Origin of the sequence: Streptomyces sp. NBC_01268 (assembly GCF_036240795.1) — a bacterium.
In the GTDB taxonomy this organism is placed as follows: Bacteria; Actinomycetota; Actinomycetes; order Streptomycetales; family Streptomycetaceae; genus Streptomyces.
Window position 1 is genome coordinate 3,204,588 of record NZ_CP108454.1, and the last position, 19,286, is coordinate 3,223,873.

14 protein-coding genes are annotated in these 19,286 nt (G+C 71.7%); 9 read left to right on the top strand and 5 right to left on the bottom strand.

Going from position 1 to position 19,286, the window contains the following annotated elements; all coding sequences use genetic code 11:
- Nucleotides 1-4: 4 nt before the first annotated feature.
- The 3 genes from OG309_RS14165 to OG309_RS14175 are packed head-to-tail and all read left to right on the top strand — an operon-like array spanning nucleotide 5 to nucleotide 3,594.
- Nucleotides 5-1,360, top strand: coding sequence for an ABC transporter substrate-binding protein (locus OG309_RS14165; protein ID WP_329421002.1), 1,356 nt, complete (start codon nucleotides 5-7; stop codon nucleotides 1,358-1,360).
- 3 nt (nucleotides 1,361-1,363) lie between these two features.
- Entirely contained in the window at nucleotides 1,364-2,731 is a 1,368-nt protein-coding gene (locus OG309_RS14170) for a carbohydrate ABC transporter permease (protein WP_329421004.1), read from the top strand.
- Nucleotides 2,728-3,594: a carbohydrate ABC transporter permease gene (locus OG309_RS14175; RefSeq protein ID WP_329421005.1), complete on the top strand. Its 867-nt coding sequence runs from the start codon at nucleotides 2,728-2,730 to the stop codon at nucleotides 3,592-3,594. Before OG309_RS14170 ends, OG309_RS14175 begins: the two co-directional genes overlap by 4 nt.
- A gap of 64 nt (nucleotides 3,595-3,658) precedes the next feature.
- Here the strand turns inward: OG309_RS14175 and OG309_RS14180 are convergent, their stop codons facing one another.
- Entirely contained in the window at nucleotides 3,659-4,264 is a 606-nt protein-coding gene (locus tag OG309_RS14180) for a TetR/AcrR family transcriptional regulator (RefSeq protein WP_329421007.1), read from the bottom strand.
- Between the two features lie 138 nt (nucleotides 4,265-4,402).
- Here OG309_RS14180 and OG309_RS14185 point away from each other — a divergent pair, with 138 nt between their 5' ends.
- Genes OG309_RS14185 through OG309_RS14195 form a run of 3 tightly spaced genes read left to right on the top strand, consistent with a single transcriptional unit; the run spans nucleotide 4,403 to nucleotide 7,510 of the window.
- Entirely contained in the window at nucleotides 4,403-5,356 is a 954-nt protein-coding gene (locus tag OG309_RS14185; protein WP_329421008.1) for an ABC transporter permease, read from the top strand.
- Nucleotides 5,343-6,188 (top strand): ABC transporter ATP-binding protein, encoded by an 846-nt coding sequence (locus tag OG309_RS14190; protein WP_329421010.1) that lies wholly within the window; start codon nucleotides 5,343-5,345, stop codon nucleotides 6,186-6,188. The genes OG309_RS14185 and OG309_RS14190 overlap by 14 nt, the downstream gene beginning before the upstream one ends.
- 11 nt (nucleotides 6,189-6,199) lie before the next feature.
- Entirely contained in the window at nucleotides 6,200-7,510 is a 1,311-nt protein-coding gene (locus OG309_RS14195) for a glycosyltransferase 87 family protein (RefSeq protein WP_329421011.1), read from the top strand.
- A 110-nt stretch (nucleotides 7,511-7,620) separates the two neighbouring features.
- Here the strand turns inward: OG309_RS14195 and OG309_RS14200 are convergent, their stop codons facing one another.
- Nucleotides 7,621-12,579 (bottom strand): NAD-glutamate dehydrogenase, encoded by a 4,959-nt coding sequence (locus tag OG309_RS14200; protein ID WP_329421014.1) that lies wholly within the window; start codon nucleotides 12,577-12,579, stop codon nucleotides 7,621-7,623.
- Nucleotides 12,580-12,962: 383 nt separating this feature from the next.
- Here OG309_RS14200 and OG309_RS14205 point away from each other — a divergent pair, with 383 nt between their 5' ends.
- Complete coding sequence (locus OG309_RS14205; protein ID WP_329421016.1) at nucleotides 12,963-13,520, top strand: DJ-1/PfpI family protein; 558 nt, start codon at nucleotides 12,963-12,965, stop codon at nucleotides 13,518-13,520.
- A gap of 67 nt (nucleotides 13,521-13,587) precedes the next feature.
- On the opposite strand, the gene OG309_RS14210 is transcribed toward OG309_RS14205, so the two are convergent.
- Both OG309_RS14210 and OG309_RS14215 read right to left on the bottom strand, forming a co-directional pair.
- Nucleotides 13,588-14,259 (bottom strand): HAD family hydrolase, encoded by a 672-nt coding sequence (locus OG309_RS14210; RefSeq protein WP_329421018.1) that lies wholly within the window; start codon nucleotides 14,257-14,259, stop codon nucleotides 13,588-13,590.
- A 26-nt stretch (nucleotides 14,260-14,285) separates the two neighbouring features.
- Nucleotides 14,286-14,792 carry a DUF6912 family protein gene (locus OG309_RS14215; RefSeq protein ID WP_329421020.1) on the bottom strand — a complete coding sequence of 169 codons (507 nt, stop codon included), beginning with the start codon at nucleotides 14,790-14,792 and terminating at the stop codon, nucleotides 14,286-14,288.
- Between the two features lie 414 nt (nucleotides 14,793-15,206).
- Between OG309_RS14215 and OG309_RS38145 the strand changes: the two genes are divergently transcribed.
- Nucleotides 15,207-15,530 (top strand): Rv3235 family protein, encoded by a 324-nt coding sequence (locus OG309_RS38145; protein ID WP_443067633.1) that lies wholly within the window; start codon nucleotides 15,207-15,209, stop codon nucleotides 15,528-15,530.
- An 82-nt stretch (nucleotides 15,531-15,612) separates the two neighbouring features.
- Here the strand turns inward: OG309_RS38145 and secA are convergent, their stop codons facing one another.
- Nucleotides 15,613-18,420: a preprotein translocase subunit SecA gene (gene secA, locus OG309_RS14225; protein WP_329421023.1), complete on the bottom strand. Its 2,808-nt coding sequence runs from the start codon at nucleotides 18,418-18,420 to the stop codon at nucleotides 15,613-15,615.
- 251 nt (nucleotides 18,421-18,671) lie between these two features.
- On the opposite strand from secA, the gene OG309_RS14230 reads away from it, so the two are divergent.
- Nucleotides 18,672-19,244: a GNAT family N-acetyltransferase gene (locus OG309_RS14230; protein WP_329421025.1), complete on the top strand. Its 573-nt coding sequence runs from the start codon at nucleotides 18,672-18,674 to the stop codon at nucleotides 19,242-19,244.
- The last annotated feature ends 42 nt before the right edge of the window (nucleotides 19,245-19,286 follow it).

A 19,286-nucleotide genomic window follows, 5' to 3' on the forward strand; every position in this document is an offset into this window, starting at 1 on the left:
TCGGATGCGGGGCAGCAGAACTCTTCGGATCATCTCGGTGGCGGCGGTCGCCGTCCTCACGGCCACGGCCTGTGGCGGGGGCGGCGACGAGGAGCCGGGCGCGGCCGCGCCCAGCGCGAGCGGCGGGGGCGGGCTCTCGTTACCGTCCCTGAAGGGCGAGAAGATCGAGGTCGCCGCCGTCTGGACCGGCCCCGAGCAGCAGAACTTCGTCAAGGTCCTGAAGGAGTTCGAGAAGCGCACGGGCGCGACCGTCACCTTCGTGCCCGCGCAGGACCCGATCGTGAACTTCCTCGGCACGAAGATCGCGGGCGGTTCCCCGCCCGACGTGGCGATGCTGCCGCAGGTCGGAGCGATCCGGCAGGCCGCCGCGCAGAAGTGGCTCAAGCCGCTCGGCCCGGAGGCCAGGGCCCAGCTGGCGAAGAACTACTCCAAGGGCTGGCAGGACCTCGGGGCGGTCGACGGCACCCCGTACGGGGTGTACTTCAAGGCCGCCAACAAGTCCCTGGTCTGGTACAACACCGCCGCCTTCGACAACGCGGGTGCGAGCGAGCCGAAGACGTGGAAGGAGCTGCTCGCCACCGCCGAGACGATCTCGGCCTCGGGCGTCACCCCGGTCTCCGTGGGCGGCGCGGACGGCTGGACGCTGACCGACTGGTTCGAGAACGTCTACCTCTCCCAGGCCGGTCCGGAGAAGTACGACCAGTTGGCGCAGCACACCCTCAAGTGGACGGATCCGTCGGTCGGCCGCGCCCTGACGACGCTGGCCGAGCTGTTCGGCAAGCCGGCGCTGCTCGCGGGCGGCACGAACGGCGCGCTGCAGACGGAGTTCCCCGTCTCTGTGACCCAGACCTTCACCGGCGGTGACCGGGCGAAGGCCGCGATGGTCTTCGAGGGCGACTTCTCGGCGGTCAACATCGCGCAGACCGGAGCCAAGATCGGTACGGACGCGAAGGTGTTCCCGTTCCCGGCCGTCGGCGACGGCGGCACCGCCCCGGTGGTGACCGGCGGCGACGCGGCCGTGGCGCTCAAGGACGGCAAGGGGGCACAGGCCCTGCTGACCTTCCTCGCCTCGCCCGACGCGGCCCGGATCTGGGCGGCCGAGGGCGGCTTCCTCTCCCCCAACAAGGGCCTGGACAAGGCCGCGTACCCCAACGACGTGCAGCGGGAGATAGCGGCGGCGCTGATCGGGGCGGGCGACGACTTCCGCTTCGACATGTCGGACCAGATGCCGCAGTCGTTCGGCGGGACGCCCGGCAAGGGCGAGTGGAAGGCGCTCCAGGACTTCCTGAAGAACCCGAAGGACGTCGCCGGGACCCAGGCCAGACTGGAGGCCGAGGCCGCCAAGGCGTACCAGGGCTGACCGATGAGCAGCGGAGGAACGCAGACCCGCCCGAACACCGCCGTCCGCGGCCGGCCCCGTACCCGTACGGGCTCCCGGCGCGGGCCCCGCGCCGGCCTCACCGCCGCCGCCTTCCTGCTGCCCGCCCTCGTCCTGCTCGGCGCGCTGGTCGTCTACCCCATCGGCTACTCGGTCCAGCGCTCCTTCTTCGACAAGGCGGGCGACTCCTTCGCGGGCCTGGACAACTACGTCACCCTGTTCACGGACGAGTCGATCCGCACCGCCGTCCGCAACAACCTGATCTGGGTGGTGGTCGCCCCCACCGTGGCGACGGCGCTCGGCCTGGTCTTCGCGGTGCTCACCGAACGGGTGCGCTGGGGAACGGCGTTCAAGCTGGTCGTCTTCATGCCGATGGCCATCTCGATGCTCGCCGCCGGGATCATCTTCCGGCTGGTGTACGAGCAGGACCCGGACCGCGGGGTCGCCAACGCGGTCTGGGTGGGCGTGCACGACACCTTCGCCGAGGCCTCGGGCTTCCCCCGGGCCCGCCCACTGCCGGTGCACCCGCTGAAGGACGCGGGCGGCGGTGCGTACGTCACCACGTCCCCGGTCCGCGCCGGGGAGACCGCCCGGCTGCCGCTGATCGGCGTCGCGCCGGCCCGGATGCCCGAGGGCGCCCGCCCGGCCCGCACCCCGGCACCGGCCGCCGAGGGGATCGCCGGCACCGCCTGGCTGGACTTCACCCGGGGCGGCGGCGGGAGGCCCAACGTGGTCGACCCGAAGGAGCTCGGGCTCAAGGGGCTGCGGATCGAGGCGGTGAAGGACGGGAGCGTCGTCGCGCGCGCCACGGCCGCCGCCGACGGCACGTTCACCCTGCCGCGGGCCGCCGACGGGGCCGTCCTGAGGCTCCCCGCGAGCAACTTCCGCGAGCAGTACGACGGGGTGGAGTGGCTCGGCCCCTCGCTCGTGACGCCCGCGATCATCGGCAGTTACGTGTGGATGTGGGCCGGCTTCGCGATGGTGCTGATCGCCGCCGGGCTCGCGGGGCTGCCGCGCGAGCTCCTCGAAGCGGCCCGGGTCGACGGGGCGAACGAGTGGCAGGTGTTCCGGCGGATCACCGTCCCGCTGCTCGCGCCGGTCCTCGCGGTCGTCCTGGTGACCCTGATGATCAACGTGCTCAAGGTCTTCGACCTGGTCTTCATCATCGCGCCGGGTTCGGCGCAGGACGACGCCAACGTGCTCGCGCTCCAGCTGTACCGCTCGTCGTTCGGGACGGACGCCGACCTCGGGGTGGGTTCGGCCATCGCCGTCCTGCTGCTGCTCCTGGTGCTGCCGGTGATGGCGCTCAACATCCGCCGGACGCGCCGTACGCGAAGGGAGACCCGCCGATGAGCCGCCGCCCGGCCCGCCCCCTGGGGTCCCGGATCGCCGCCCGCGCCGCCGGTGGCGCGATGCGGGTCTTCCTGGTCCTGGTCGCGCTGTTCTGGCTGATGCCGACGGTGGGGCTGCTCTTCTCCTCGCTGCGCTCCCCGTCCGACATCGCCTCGGACGGCTGGTGGCAGGTCTTCGCCGCGCCCGCGCAGCTGACCACCGAGAACTACCGGCACCTCCTCGGCAACGAGACGATCACCGACTCGCTCGTCTCCACGGTCCTGATCACCGTCCCGGCGACGCTCCTGGTCATCGTGATCGGCGCGCTCGCCGGGTACACCTTCGCCTGGCTGGACTTCCCCGGCCGGGACTGGTGGTTCCTGGTGGTCGTGGGGCTGCTCGTGGTGCCCGTACAGGTGGCCCTGGTGCCGGTGTCGAAGCTGTTCGGCACGGTCGGCATCTTCGAGACGACCCTGGGCGTGGTGCTGTTCCACACGGCCTTCGGGCTGCCGTTCGCGATCTTCCTGCTGCGGAACTTCTTCGCGGAGATCCCGCGCGAGCTCCTGGAGGCGGCCCGGCTCGACGGGGCCGGCGAGATCCGCCTGTTCACCCGGGTGGTGCTGCCGCTGGGCGGCCCGGCGGTCGCCTCGCTGGGCATCTTCCAGTTCCTGTGGGTGTGGAACGACATGCTGGTGGCGCTGATCTTCGCGGACGCGCAGTCGCCGCCGATCACGGTCGCGCTCCAGCAGCAGGTGCGCCAGTTCGGCAACAACGTCGACGTGCTGGCGCCGGGGGCGTTCGTGTCGATGGTGATCCCGCTGCTGGTCTTCTTCGCCTTCCAGCGGCAGTTCGTGTCGGGGGTGATGGCGGGGGCGGTGAAGTAGGGCCCCCGCCCCGTTCCGCCCTACGGCCGCGCCACGGCCGTACTACGCCCGCACTACGCCCGTACTACGCCCGCAGCGCGGCCACCGCCGACCGGGCGAGGTCGTCGAGGTAGCCCTCCGGCGTCGCGGTGCGGACCACGACGAGCCGCCAGTAGAGCGGGCCGACGACCAGGTCCAGGGCCCGGTCCGGGTCGGCGCCCTCGGGCAGCTCGCCGCGGGCGACGGCCTCGCGGACGACCTGCGCGACGACGCCCCGCCGGCCGTCGAGGAGGGCGGCCTTGATGGCGTCGGCCATCTCGGGGTTCCGCACCGACTCGACCAGCAGGTCCGGGATGACCTGCGAGGCCACCGGGTGGCGCAGGGCGTGCGCGGCGACCTCCAGGAGGGCCCGCACGTCCCCGTACAGCGAGCCGGTGGCGGGTGCGGGCAGGCCCTGGACGGCGACGGCGCCGACGAGGTCGAGGACCAGGGCGAGCTTGGACTTCCAGCGGCGGTAGACGGCGGTCTTGCCGACCCCGGCGCGGCGGGCGATGCCCTCGATGGACATCCGCGCGAAGCCGACCGTGGCCAGCTCCTCGAAGACGGCGGCGCGGATGGCCTCGGTGACGTCCTCCCGGAGCACGGCGGCTCCCGCGGGGGTGCGGCGAGGGGTCCCGGAAGGTGTCGTCATGCCCAGGATCCTAACCAGCCGCGACCGGGACGCAAACGCCACGACGATACGGTTGCGTTCCGACGCAGAAGCGCCCTACTCTCCCCGTAGCGACGATACGGACCCGTTCCATCGAAGCCGAGAGCGAAGGCGATCCCCGTGACGACCCACACCCTCGACGAACCCCCGGCACCCCCGCCCCACCCACCTGAGACACCCCCCGCGCCCCCCGCGCCCCTCAGCTCCGAGGAGCTCCGCGCCCTCGCCCTGCGCCACGGCCTGACCGTGAGCGGAGCCCGGCCCTCGCTCCCCGCGTACACCCGGCAGCTCTGGGCCCGGCGGCACTTCATCACCGCGTTCGCGACGGCCAGGCTGACCGCCCAGTACAGCCAGGCCCGGCTCGGCCAGGTCTGGCAGGTGATGACCCCCCTGCTCAACGCGGCCGTCTACTACGCGATCTTCGGCGTCCTCATGGACGTCCAGCGGGGCGTCCCCGACTACGTCCCGTTCCTGATCACGGGCGTCTTCGCATGGACCTTCACCTCGCAGACGATCATGACCGGCACCCGGGCCGTCAGCGGCAACCTCGGCCTCGTCCGGGCCCTGCACTTCCCCCGCGCGAGCCTGCCCCTCGCGCTCGCGCTCCAGCAGCTCCAGCAGCTGCTCTTCTCGCTCGGCGCGCTGGTCGTGATCCTGCTCTGCTTCGGCGAGTTCCCGCGCGCCGCCTGGCTCCTGGCGGTCCCCGCCCTGCTGCTCCAGACGCTCTTCGGCACCGGGCTCGCCCTGGCGATGGCCCGGCTCGCCTCCCGCACCCCGGACCTCGCGCAGCTGATGCCGTTCGTGCTGCGCACCTGGATGTACGCCTCCGGGGTCATGTGGTCGATCCAGCACCTGGCGGGCGACGGTCGCTTCCCGCACCTGGTGGTGCTGGCCCTGCAGTGCAATCCGGCGGCCGTGTACATCGACCTGCTGCGCTTCGCGCTGGTCGAGAGCTTCACGGGCGCCCAGCTCCCGCCGCACGTCTGGGCGGTGGCGACCGCCTGGGCGCTGCTCGCCTTCGTCGGCGGGTTCGTCTACTTCTGGAAGGCGGAGGAGACCTATGGCCGTGGCTGAGCACACCGGAGCCGCCCCCGACCGCGCGAGCGCCGGAGCCGCCGACCGCGCGAGCGCCGGAGCGGCGCCGACCGACCGCGAGCCGACCGTCGTCGCCGACGGCGTCCACGTCACGTACACGGAGCGCGGCGGCGCCGGGCGCAGGCCGCACACCGTCCACGCCGTGAAGGGCGTCGGCTTCGCCGCGTACCGGGGCGAGGCGATCGGCCTGATCGGTTCGAACGGATCGGGCAAGTCGACCCTCCTGAAGGCGGTCGCGGGTCTGCTGCCGACCAGCCGGGGCCGGATCTACACCCGCGGCCACCCCGCGCTGCTCGGGGTCGACGCGGCCCTGATGGGCGACCTGACGGGCGAGCGGAACGTGATCCTCGGCGGGCTCGCGATGGGCATGAGCCGCAAGGAGATCGGCGAGCGCTACGCCGGCATCGTCGAGTTCTCCGGGATCAACGACAAGGGCGACTTCGTCTCGCTGCCGATGCGCACCTACTCCTCCGGCATGGGCGCCCGGCTCCGCTTCTCCATCGCCGCCGCGCGCAGCCACGACGTGCTGCTCGTCGACGAGGCCCTCGCCACCGGCGACGCGCAGTTCCGCCGCCGCAGCCGGCGCCGGATCGACGAACTGCGCGCCGAGGCGGGCACCGTCCTCCTGGTCAGCCACTCGAACTCCACCATCACCGAGACCTGCGACCGGGCCCTGTGGCTGGAGGCCGGAACGCTGCGGATGGACGGACCGGCGGACGAGGTCGTGGCGGCGTACGAGGAGTTCACCGCACCCCGCCCGTTCACCAGTACGGGCGCCAAGACAGGTAAGAACCAGAACAAACCTGGCTAAAGTGCGAAGGGATGACGACCGACCCGCCGCCCCAGCCCGGTGCGCCCGGCACGGCCCGTACGGAGTCCGCGCCGCCCGCCCTCACCCGCTCCCCCTTCGAGTCGGAGACCTTCACGTCCGCGACCTTCGTGACCGTCGGCCTCGGCCCCCGCCTCACCCTCGCCGCGCTCTGGCTGCTCTCCCGCGCCGGGATGCTCTACCTGCTGCACCGCGACGACCTCGGCATCGGCGGCGTCGCCAGCGAGGTGCACGTCCTCTACCGGCACTGGTACGGCCTGTTCGCCCAGGGCACCTTCCCGCCCGGCGACGTCACCTGGCAGTACCCGCCGGGTGCGGGCCTGGTCATCATGTCGCCCGGGGTCCTGCCCTGGCTGAGCTACTTCCAGGGCTTCGTCCTGCTCACCCTCCTCGCCGACGCGGCCGTCGCCGTGGCCCTGGCCCTCGCCGACCGCTCCCGCCTCACCCACGGCGCCTGGTACTGGGTCCTCGGGCTCCCCCTGCTCCTGCACATCCCGCTCGCCCGCTACGACGTGCAGACCACCGCCCTCGCGGTGCTCGCGCTGCTCGCCCTCGCCTCCCGCTCCGCCACCGCCCACCGGATCGGCGGCGCGCTCGCCGGTTTGGGCGCCATGGTCAAGGTCTGGCCCGCCCTCACCCTGATCGGCACCCCGCGCGGCCGCACCACCCGCGAGGCCTGGACCGCCGCCGCCGTCACCGCCGCGGCCCTCCTGGTCACCCTGACGGTGCTCTTCTCCGACGCTCTCGGCTTCCTGCGCCAGCAGGGCAACCGGGGCGTCCAGATCGAGTCCCTGGGCGGCACCGGCCTCGCCCTGGCCCGGGCGACCGGACTCTGGCCGGGCTCCGTCCAGTTCCGCTACGGCGCCTACGAGTACGTCGGGCCCTACGTCTCCACCGTCGGGCACGTGGCCCTGCTGCTGACCGTCGCCGCCTTCGGCTGGCTGCTGCTGTGGCGGGTGCGCGCCCGCGCCTGGACCGAGGCGACCCCGTTCGACGCGGCCTTCGCCGCCGTGCTGCTCTTCACCGTCACCAGCCGGGTGATCAGCCCCCAGTACATGGTCTGGCTGCTCGGTCTCGCCGCCGTCTGCCTGACCTCCCGGCGCACGGTGATGCGCCCGGCCGCCCTGCTGCTGCTCCCCGCCGCCGGGCTGAGCTCCCTCGCGTACCCCGTGCTGTACGCGGACGTCGCCGCCGGCACCTGGCCGGGGATCACCGTGATGGTGCTCCGCAACGGCCTGCTGCTCGCGGCGGCGGCCCTGGCTGCCCGGCGCCTGTGGACCGGCTCGGTCACCGTCCCGGACTGACGGACGGGGACGGGGACGAGGACGAGGACGGGGACGAGGAAAGGGACGGAGAAAGGGGCGCCCCCGCCGGTCGGTACCGGCGGGGGCGCCCCCTTCTCGTGCTGTTCCGACTAGCTGTGCGTCCGCAGCAGCGTGCGCATGGTCCGCATGGCGACCGAGAGGTTCGCCAGGTCGAAGCCCTCCGAGCCCTGGATCTCCTCCAGGGTGGTGCGCGCCCGGCCCAGGATCGCCGCGTTCTCGTCCTCCCAGGCCTTGAACCGCTCCTCGGGCGTCGCGGCGCCGTTCCCGGCCGCCAGGACGTCCGCCGTGAGCCCGGCGTGCGCGGCGAACAGGTCCTCGCGGATGGAGGCGCGGGCCATCGACTGCCAGCGGTCGCTGCGCGGCAGCTCGATGATCCGGTCCATCAGGTCGGTGATCCGCAGCCGGTCGGCCAGGTCGTAGTAGACCTCGGCGACCGCCAGCGGGTCCTTGGCCGTGCGGTCCGCGATCGCGACGATGTCGAGCGTCGGGAAGGCGGAGGAGAACCCGGCCACGCGCAGCGCCAGCTCCTCCGGAACGCCGACCTCGGTCAGCTCGGCCAGGATCGACTCGTACCACTCCAGGTCCGCACCGCGCAGCAGCTGGGGCAGCTTGTCCCAGACCTGCGCGACGCGCTCGGAGAAGAACTCGATGGTCTCGCCGATCTGGAGCGGCTGCGGCCGGTTGTTGAGCAGCCAGCGCGTGCCGCGCTCGACCAGGCGGCGCGAGTGCAGGCGCATCCGGGTCTGGAACTCGGCGGGCACCTTGTTGTCGAGCGCCTCGACGGCGTCCCAGACCTCGCCCAGGCGGAAGATCACGCGGGCCGCGGTCTGCGCCCGGACGATCTCCTCGATCGACGCGCCGGACTCCTCGCGGAGGCGGTGCAGGAAGGTCGAGCCACCGGTGTTGACGGTGTCGTTGACCAGGACCGTCGTGATGATCTCGCGGCGCAGCGCGTGGTTGTCGACGGCCTCGGTGAACTTCTCGCGCAGCAGCGTCGGGAAGTAGGCGTGGAGCAGCCCGCGCAGGTACGGGTCGTCCGGCAGGCCCGTGCCGATCAGCTCGTCGGCCACCGTGATCTTGGTGTACGCGAGGAGGACGGCGAGCTCCGGCTGGCTGAGCCCGCGGCCGCCGTTGAGCAGCTCGCGGATCTGCCGGTCGTTGGGCAGGAACTCCAGCGAGCGGTCGAGGGCCCCGTCACGGCCCAGGCGGCGCATGAAGCGCTGGTGGGCGTGGAGCAGGGACGGCGACTGGGCGACCGCGTTGGCCAGGGCGGTGTTCTGCGCGTAGTTGTTGCGCAGCACGAGCGCGCCGACCTCGTCGGTCATCTCGGCGAGGATCTTGTTGCGCTGCTTGACGGTCATGTCGCCCTCGGCGACCAGACCGTTGAGCAGGATCTTGATGTTGACCTCGTGGTCGGAGGTGTCGACGCCGGCGCTGTTGTCGATGGCGTCGGTGTTCACCTTGCCGCCGGTGCCCTCGGGGCCGCCGGAGCGGGCGAACTCGATGCGGCCCAGCTGGGTCGCGCCGAGGTTGCCGCCCTCGCCGATGACCTGGGCGCGGACGTCCTGGCCGTCGACGCGGATGGCGTCGTTGGCCTTGTCGCCGACCTCGGCGTTGGTCTCGGCCGAGGACTTCACGTACGTGCCGATGCCGCCGTTCCACAGCAGGTCGACCTGCGCGTGCAGGACGGCCTTCATCAGCTCGGCCGGAGTCATCTTGGTGACCCCGGCCTCGATGCCGAGGGCGGCCCGGACGTGCGCGTTGACCGGGATCGACTTGGCGGTGCGGGGGTGGATGCCGCCGCCGGTGGAGAGCAGCGAGGTGTCGTAGTCGGCCCAGGACGAGCGGGGCAGCTCGAAGAGGCGGCGGCGCTCGGCGTACGAGGTGGCCGCGTCCGGGTTCGGGTCGATGAAGATGTGCCGGTGGTCGAAGGCCGCGACGAGGCGGATGTGCTCGGAGAGCAGCATGCCGTTGCCGAAGACGTCGCCGGACATGTCGCCGACACCGACGACGGTGAAGTCCTCGGTCTGGGTGTCGTGGCCCAGCTCGCGGAAGTGGCGCTTGACCGACTCCCAGGCACCGCGGGCGGTGATGCCCATGCCCTTGTGGTCGTAGCCGGCCGAGCCGCCGGAGGCGAAGGCGTCGCCCAGCCAGAAGCCGTACGACTCGGCGACACCGTTGGCGATGTCGGAGAAGGTCGCGGTGCCCTTGTCGGCGGCGACGACCAGGTAGGTGTCGTCCTCGTCGTGGCGGACCACGCCGACCGGGGGCACGACCTCGCCGGCGACCAGGTTGTCGGTGATGTCGAGCAGCGCCGAGATGAAGGTCTTGTACGAGGCGATGCCCTCGGCGAGCCAGGCGTCCCGGTCCACGGACGGGTCCGGGAGCTGCTTGGCGACGAAGCCGCCCTTGGCGCCGACCGGCACGATGACGGTGTTCTTCACCATCTGCGCCTTGACCAGGCCGAGGATCTCGGTACGGAAGTCCTCGCGCCGGTCGGACCAGCGCAGGCCGCCTCGGGCGACCTTGCCGAAGCGCAGGTGGACGCCCTCGACCCGCGGCGAGTACACCCAGATCTCGAAGGCCGGGCGGGGCGCCGGCAGGTCGGGGATGGCCTGCGGGTCGAACTTCATCGACACGTAGGAGTGCGGGCGGCCCTCGGCGTCCCGCTGGAAGAAGTTGGTCCGCAGGGTCGCCTTGATGACGGTGAGGAAGGACCGCAGGATGCGGTCCTCGTCGAGGGAGGCGACCTGGTCCAGGGCGCCGTCCAGCTCCTCCAGGAGCCCGTCGATCAGCTCGGTGCCGGCGCGCTGGCGCTCCGGGGCCATCCGGGCCTCGAAGAGGTTGACCAGCAGCCGGGTGGTGTGGACGTTGTTGCGGAGGGTGTCCTCCATGTAGTCCTGGCTGAAGGTCGAACCGGCCTGGCGCAGGTACTTCGCGTAGGCGCGCAGCACCATCGCCTCGCGCCAGTTCAGCCCGGCGGACAGGACGAGCGAGTTGAAGTTGTCGTTCTCGGCCGCCCCGGTCCAGGTGGCCGCGAAGGCCTCCTGGAAGCGCTCGCGGGCGTCCTCGCCGATGTAGTCGCCGCCGTTGCCGGTGGGCGTGGGCATCCGCAGACCGAAGTCGTAGATCCAGGCGTGGGCGCGGTCGGCGCAGCGCAGCTCGTACGGGCGCTCGTCGGTCACCTCGACGCCGAGCCGGTTGAGCACCGGCAGGACGGCGGAGAGGGAGATCGGGTCGCCGGTCTTGTAGATCTTGAAGCGGCGCTCGCCGGCGCCGGAGGCGACGGGCTCGTACAGGGAGAGCGCGAAGTCCTTGTCGCTGTCGGCCAGGGCCTCCAGGTGGACCAGGTCGGACACGGCGGCGCGCGGCGAGTGGTCGGCCTTGTAGCCCTCGGGGAAGGCGTTGCCGTAGCGGCGGAGCAGCTCGGCGGCGCGCTCCTCGCCCAGCTCGGCGTTGAGCGCCTCGCCGAAGCCGTCGGCCCAGGAGCGGGCGGCGTCGGCCAGCCGGGCCTCGATGCGGTCGACGTCGGCCTCGGTGAGCTTGGCCAGTTCGGTGCCGGGCTCGACGCGGATGACGAAGTGGAGGCGGGACAGGATCGACTCGGTGTTCCAGGCCGTGAAGTCGACGCTGGCGCCCTGCAGCTCCTCCTTCAGGATGTCGATGATCCGCAGCCGGACGCGGGTGGTGTAGCGGTCCCGCGGCAGGTACACGAGGGCCGAGTAGTAGCGGCCGTACTCGTCCTGGCGCAGGTAGAGCCGCAGCCGCCGCCGCTCCTGCAGGTACAGGACGCTGGTGACGATGGAGCGCAGCTCGTCGGCCGGGGTCTGGAAGAGCTCGTCGCGCGGGTAGGTCTCCAGGATCTGGAGCAGGTCGCGCCCGTCGTGGCTGCTCGGCGAGAAGCCGGCGCCCTCCAGGACCTCCTGGACCTTGCGCTTGACGACCGGCACGCGGCGCACGGACTCGGTGTACGCGGCCGAGGAGAAGAGGCCGAGGAAGCGCCGCTCGCCGACGACGTTGCCGTCGGCGTCGAACTTCTTCACGCCGACGTAGTCGAGGTACGAGGGGCGGTGCACGGTCGCGCGGCTGTTGGCCTTCGTCAGGACCAGCAGCTTGTGCTCGCGCGCCTTGGCGCGGGCGTCGGCGGGCAGCCGGCTGAACGACGGCGAGACGGGGTGGGCGTGCGGGTCGTCGTCGCTGTGGTGCGGGTCGGCGCGCAGGATGCCGAGGCCGGTGCCGGGCACGGCGGACAGGGCGTCGCCGTTGACCAGCTCGTACTCGCGGTAGCCCAGGAAGGTGAAGTGGTCGTCCGAGAGCCAGCGCAGCAGCTCGCGGGCCTCTTCGACCTCGGTGGGCCGCAGGTCGGCGGGGGTCGGCTCGCCGGCCAGGGAGTCGGCGATGCGCAGCGCGGCCTCGCGCATCTTGTCCCAGTCCTCGACGGTCTCGCGGACGTCGGACAGGACGCGCAGCAGGTCGGCGGTGATCTGCTTGAGGTCGGCCTTGTCGGTCTCGCGGTCGACCTCGACGTGGATCCAGGACTCGACGAGCGCGTCGTGCGGCAGGGCGCCCTTCGGCTTCTCGGTGAGCACCTCGATCAGCTTGCCGGCCACGTCGCGGCGGACGAGGACCTGCGGGTGGATGACGACGTGGATGCCGCGCCCCTGGCGGGACAGCTCGTTGGTCACGGAGTCCACGAGGAACGGCATGTCGTCGGTGACCACCTCGACGACGGAGTGACTGCAGGTCCAGCCGTTCTCCTCCACCGTCGGCGTGTGGACGCGGACGCTCGCGGTGCCCTGGGGGCGGTTCTCCGCGAGGCGGTAGTGCGAGAGTGCGGCACCGAAGACGTCGACGGGGTCGCGGTCCGTCAGGTCTTCCGGCGCCGTGTGCAGGTAATAGCGCTGGAGGTAGTCGAGCAGGGTGTCGCGGTCCGGACGCTCCCCGTTCTCCGGCCCTGTCGGAAGTCGCCCCCCGACCGGGCTGTTCTCAGCTACCCGGGCGGCCCGATCGAGCAGCTCGGCCTTGGCTTCGTCCAGCTTGGTCTGCATGTCCTCTGACTCCTGTCGCGCGCCATTGCGTGACGTCGGTGGAAGAAAGGGCACAACGCCACGACGCGGTGGTACCGGTCGAGGTCGACGTTATGCCGCGATGAGAGATGTCCGGGTGCATATCGGCCACTCGGGCCGTCGCGCCCGGACGGAAGGGATCGGCGAACGCACCGTCGGCCCGGTCGCTGTGGCGAGCCGGGCGGAAGCCGGGGGCTGCACTGCCCCCTCGGCGTATCGCGCTGATCACGGGAAAAGCCTATCGCTGTTGCCCCCCGCGCCGTCATGGTCCTTATGTGTACAAAACCAGGGGGGGAAGTTTGACACTGTGGACAGCGACGAATGGTTACCCGGGGCATATCGACGAGAGCTCTCGGGGAGACGCAGTGGCGAAGATCTTGATCGTGACCGGGGACGCGGCGGAGTCGCTGGAGGTCATGTACCCGTACCAGCGCCTCCTGGAGGAGGGGTACGAGGTCGACATCGCCGCCCCCGCGCGCAAACAGCTCCGCTTCGTGGTGCACGACTTCGAGCCGGGCTTCGACACGTACACCGAGAAGCCGGGCTACACCTGGCCCGCCGACCTGGCCTTCTCGGAGGTCGACCCGGGCTCGTACGTGGCCGTGGTCATCCCGGGCGGGCGGGCGCCGGAGTACCTGCGCAACGATCCGGAGCTGCGCAAGATCCTGAAGTCCTTCTTCGACGCGGACAAGCCGGTGGCCCAGATCTGCCACGGCCCCCTCCTGACCGCCGCGACCGGCAGCCTGGAGGGCCGCCAGGTGACCGCGTACCCGGCCCTGGAGCTCGACATGCAGGCCGCGGGCGCCACCTTCCAGGACACGGCCGCCGTGGTGGACGGCACCCTCGTCTCCTCGCGCGCCTGGCCGGACCACCCGACCTGGATGAGGGAGTTCCTGAAGGTCCTGCGCGAGGCGAAGGCGTAGCGCGGTCTCCGGGGGAGGGCGGGCACGACCCCGCCTTCCCCCGGACTCCCGCCGGGGCCGAGCCGCCCTAGACCAGCTCCTCCGCCACGGCGACCGCCTCGGCGAGCGAGTCGACCACCGGCACCCCCACGGCCTCCAGGCTGCGACGGCTGTGCGACCCCCCGGTGTAGAGCACGGCCCGCGCCCCCACGTGCAAGGCCGCCACGGCGTCGTCCGCCGCATCCCCGATGACGACGACCCGCTCCGCGGGCATCCCCTCCAGCGCCGCGAGGTGCCGCACCATGTGCCCGGACTTGCCGTCCGTGGAGGTCCGGTCCACCCGCCCGTCGACCCGCAGGAACCGCTCCGCGATCCCGTGCCGCCGCACCAGCGGTACCAGCTCCTCGTGCGGTGCGAGCGACAGCAGCGACTGGGTGAACCCGGACGCCTGCCGGGCCGCCAGCAGCTCCGCGGCCCCGGCGGTGAGCCCGCAGTCCTCCGCCCGCTGCCAGTAGTGCCGGTGGAAGGCGCCGTCCATGACGGTCCACTCGTCAGCGGTGGGCAGCCGCCCCATCAGCCGCTCGTAGAACTTCGGCACCGGCACCGTGTACAGCTCGCGGTACTGCTCCAGGGTGATCTCGTCGAGTCCCAGCTCGGCGAAGGCCGCGTTGGTCGCCCCGATCACCGCCCCGATGTCGTCGAGCAGCGTGCCGTTCCAGTCCCAGACCAGGTGTTTTCCGTGCTTCTCGTGCTTCCCCATGGAGGCACACGGTACCGGTCGCCGGCTCAGCCGAGCAGGCCCGGAATCTCCTGCACCCCGTACCAGAGCAGCTCGTGGTCCTCGGCGCCGTCCACGACGAACTGGGCGTCGTCGTCGCCCTGGTCCGCCGCTCCGAGCGCGTCCGCGGCGGCCGAGACGTCCGCCCGGGCGTCGTCGGCGTCGGCGTGCACGGCCGCGGCCTTGGCCAGCCGTACGGCTCCGGCGATCCGCACCTCGCCGAGCGCGCTCGCGTCGAGCCCCCGGTCGGGGTCGACGGCCGCGTCCTTGTCGGCGACGTCCACGGCGACGACGATCCGGCGCCGCGCGGCCTCGGGGTCACCGGCGAGCAGCCGCAGCGAGGCGGCGGCGGCGCGGTTGAGGGCCGCGTACTCCAGCTCCTCGATGTCGTCGGAGACGTACCACTCGCGCAGCGCGGGGGTGACGGCGTAGGCGGTGAGGGGCCCGGGGCCGAGCTCGCCCGCCTTGTGCGCCTGTGCGAGACCGGGAAGGGTCAGGGGGACGTAGACGCGCATGGCTGGCCGCTTTCGTAGTCGGAGACGCCCTCAGGATACGTGCGGAGTCCCCCTTCGGGGCCCCCGGCCCAGCCCCTCGCCCCGTCACCCCGGGAACCGCGCCCCTGTGACCCCGCAGGCCCCAGGGGCCCCCGCGTCACCCTGATAGGTGAACCTCCGCGCACGCCCGCACACGGGTGCGCGCCCCTTGCCCGGGCGGGCGCCGTCCCCGTACAAGATCCTCAAGTGGTTACCGACCGGTACGAGTCGGTGACCCAGCGCGAGGAACGGGGACCCGAGATGACCACGCACACCTACCGCCACGCCCTCAGCCACACCCCCACGCGCCCGGCCCGCGGCGGCGCGGGCCCCGCCGGCCCCGCCGGCCCCGCCGGCACCGGCCCGCGCGGCCGGGCGGGCACCGGGCCGCGCCGGATGCCGCCGCCACACGTCCTCTTCGCCGAGAAGCTGCTCGCCGTGCTCAGCGGGGAGCGCCCGGTGCACTGGATGCTCGGCCACACCATCGGCGAGGCGTACGAGCAGCTCGTCCGGCTCGCCCCGGGGACCCCGCTGCGCTCCTGCGGCCCCCGCCCCGTCCTGCGCCACTGCTCGGCCCGCCCGCCGGGCCCGGACGCCGTCGAGGCCTGCGCGACGATCGCGACCGGTGAGCGGGTCCGGGCCATGGCCTTCCGCCTGGAGCGCGGCCGGGACCGCCGCTGGCGCTGCGCCGCGGTGGAACTGGACGGCCTGCCGGCGTAGCCGTGGACGACCGCGGCCGTGGACGACGCGGAGGGGCCGGCCACCGCACCCGGTGACCGGCCCCTCCGTCCTGCTCCGCCGCTTACTTCTTGCGGCGACGCCCGCCCGCGTTCTTCTGCGCCTTGCGGCGCTCCGCGCGGGTCAGCCCGTCACCGGCGGCCTCGCCGCCGTCGGAGGCGAAGTCGCCCTCGACGACCGAGCCGTCACCGTCGACCTTCGGCGCGGAGAAGTGCAGCCGGTCCGGACGCTGCGGGGCGTCCAGGCCCTTGGCCCGGATCTCCGGGCGGCCGGCGCCGGCCGGGACGGCGTCCTTCTTCTCCAGGGACGGCGCGTCCTGCACCGGGACCTCCTCGACCTGCTGCTCGACCTGGACCTCCAGGTTGAACAGGTAGCCGACGGACTCCTCCTTGATGCCCTCCATCATCGCGGAGAACATGTCGAAGCCCTCGCGCTGGTACTCGACCAGCGGGTCCTTCTGGGCCATCGCCCGCAGGCCGATGCCCTCCTGCAGGTAGTCCATCTCGTAGAGGTGCTCGCGCCACTTGCGGTCGAGCACCGAGAGGACCACGCGCCGCTCCAGCTCGCGCATGATCTCCGAGCCGAGCTGGGTCTCACGGGCGCTGTACTGCTCGTGGATGTCGTCCTTGACGGACTCGGCGATGAACTCGGCCGTGATGCCCGCGCGGTCCCCGGCCGCCTCCTCCAGCTCGTCGACCGTGACCTTGGTCGGGTAGAGCTGCTTGAACGCGTTCCACAGGCGGTCCAGGTCCCACTCCTCGGCGAAGCCGTCGGCGGTCTCCTGGCGGATGTAGTCGTCGATCGTGTCGTCCATGAAGTGGCCGACCTGCTCCTGCAGGTCCTCGCCCTCCAGGACGCGGCGGCGCTCGCCGTAGATGACCTCGCGCTGGCGGTTGAGCACCTCGTCGTACTTCAGGACGTTCTTGCGCGTCTCGAAGTTCTGGCTCTCGACCTGGCCCTGCGCGGAGGCGATGGCGCGGGTGACCATCTTGTTCTCGATCGGCACGTCGTCCGGCACGTTCGCCATCGCCATCACGCGCTCGACCATGGCGGCCTTGAACAGGCGCATCAGGTCGTCGCCGAGCGACAGGTAGAAGCGGGACTCGCCCGGGTCGCCCTGACGGCCGGAACGACCGCGGAGCTGGTTGTCGATGCGGCGGGACTCGTGGCGCTCGGTGCCCAGGACGTACAGCCCGCCGAGGTCCTTGACCTCCTCGAACTCCGCCTTCACGGCCTTCTCGGCGCGCTCCAGGGCGCCCGGCAGGGCCGCGGCCCACTCCTCGACGTGCTCGACCGGGTCCAGGCCGGACTGGCGCAGCTCGGCCTCGGCGAGGTCGTCCGGGTTGCCGCCCAGCTTGATGTCGGTACCGCGGCCGGCCATGTTGGTGGCGACGGTGACGGCGCCCTTGCGGCCGGCCTGCGCGACGATCACGGCCTCGCGCTCGTGGTGCTTGGCGTTCAGCACCTCGTGCTGGATGCCGCGCTTGCTGAGCTGCTGCGACAGGTACTCGGACTTCTCGACCGAGGTGGTGCCGACGAGGACCGGCTGGCCCTTCTCGTGCTTCTCCGCGATGTCGTCGACGACGGCGGCGAACTTGGCGACCTCGGTGCGGTAGATCAGGTCCGGCTGGTCCTTGCGCTGCATGGGCTTGTTCGTCGGGATCGGCACGACGCCCAGCTTGTAGATCTGGTGGAACTCGGCCGCTTCGGTCATGGCCGTACCGGTCATGCCGGAGAGCTTGTCGTAGAGGCGGAAGAAGTTCTGGAGGGTGATCGTGGCGAGCGTCTGGTTCTCGTCCTTGATGTCCACCCCCTCCTTCGCCTCGATCGCCTGGTGCATGCCCTCGTTGTAGCGGCGGCCGGCGAGGATACGGCCGGTGTGCTCGTCGACGATCATGACTTCGCCGTCGATGACGACGTAGTCCTTGTCCTTCTTGAACAGTTCCTTCGCCTTGATGGCGTTGTTCAGGTACCCGACGAGCGGGGTGTTCACCGACTCGTAGAGGTTGTCGATGCCCAGCCAGTCCTCGACCTTGGCGACACCGGCCTCGTGGATGGCGACGGTGCGCTTCTTCTCGTCGACCTCGTAGTCGCCGGTCTCCTCGATGCCCTTCAGCGGGTTGCCGGCCTCGCCCTTGGCGAGGCGGGTGACCAGCTTGGCGAAGTCGCCGTACCACTTGGTGGCCTGGTCGGCCGGGCCGGAGATGATCAGCGGCGTACGGGCCTCGTCGACGAGGATCGAGTCGACCTCGTCGACACAGGCGTAGTTGTGGCCGCGCTGGACGAGCTCGTCCTGGGACCACGCCATGTTGTCGCGCAGGTAGTCGAAGCCGAACTCGTTGTTCGTGCCGTACGTGATGTCGGCGGCGTACTGCTCGCGGCGCTGGGCCGGGGTCATGTTGGCCAGGATGCAGCCGACCTCCAGGCCCAGGAAGCGGTGCACCCGGCCCATCATCTCGGAGTCGCGCTCGGCGAGGTAGTCGTTCACCGTGATCAGGTGGACGCCCTTGCCGGACAGCGCGTTCAGATACGCCGGCAGGGTACCGACGAGGGTCTTGCCCTCACCGGTCTTCATCTCGGCGACGTAACCGAGGTGGAGGGCGGCGCCGCCCATGATCTGGACGTCGTAGTGGCGCTGGCCGAGGACGCGCTTGGCGGCCTCGCGGACGGTGGCGAAGGCCTCCGGGAGCAGGTCGTCGAGGCTCTCACCGTCGGCGTAGCGCTGCTTGTACTCGTCCGTGAGCGCCCGCAACTCGGCGTCGGAGAGGTTCTGGAAGTCCTCTTCGATGGAGCTGACCTGGTCCGCGATGCGGTGCAGTTTGCGCAGGATCTTGCCTTCGCCTGCACGCATGAGCTTGTTGAAGACGGACACTGAGGCTGGTCTCCTTGCCGGTCGGGCCTGGCACTGGGTCTTGTCATGACTCGGGCGCGGGCACGGCAGGTGGTCCCCACCGCAACGGCCATCGTAAGCGAGACCGCCCTCGCGGAGGGAGGCCCGCTGTGCCGAAGCCCCGCTACCGCCCGTGAGACCTCCCGCAGAGAGAACGCACGAGGCCACCGGAAGGTGCCGCCCCTTACCGAAAAGTGTTCGCATCGGGCCGGGCGGGTCACCACAATTCCGTCATGGAGCCCATCACCCTGACCACGGAACGCCTGCGCCTGCGCCATTTCACCCCCGAGGACGCCGAAGCGGTCCACGCCGCCTGCCAGAACCCCGCCATCCAGCGCTGGACCACCGTTCCCTCGCCGTACACCCGTCACGACGCCGAGTTCTTCGTCACCCGTCTGGTGCCCGAGGGCTGGAGCAACGACCGGGAGTACGCCTTCGCCGTCGAGCCGGTCCAGGGCGGGCCCCTGCTGGCCGCGACCAGTCTGAGCACCCGCGCGGAGGGCGTCCTGGAGGTCGGCTTCTGGCTGGCCGAGGAGCACCGCGGCCACGGCTACATGACCGAGAGCGTCCGCGCCCTCGCCCACTGGGCCTTCACCGCCCTCGGCTGTCACCGCCTGCTGTGGCGCGCCGAGGTCGGCAACGTCCCCTCCCGCGCGGTGGCCGAACGGGCCGGCTTCACCGTGGAGGGCGTCGAGCGGGCGGGCCTGGTCAACAAGGGCACGGCCCGCGACGCCTGGATCGGCTCGCTGCTCCCCTCCGACCTGGGCCTGCCCGCGAAGCTGCCGTACCTCCCGTACGGGGGCTGACGAAGGCGGGTGACGAAGGCGGGGGCGGGCCGGGACCGGGCC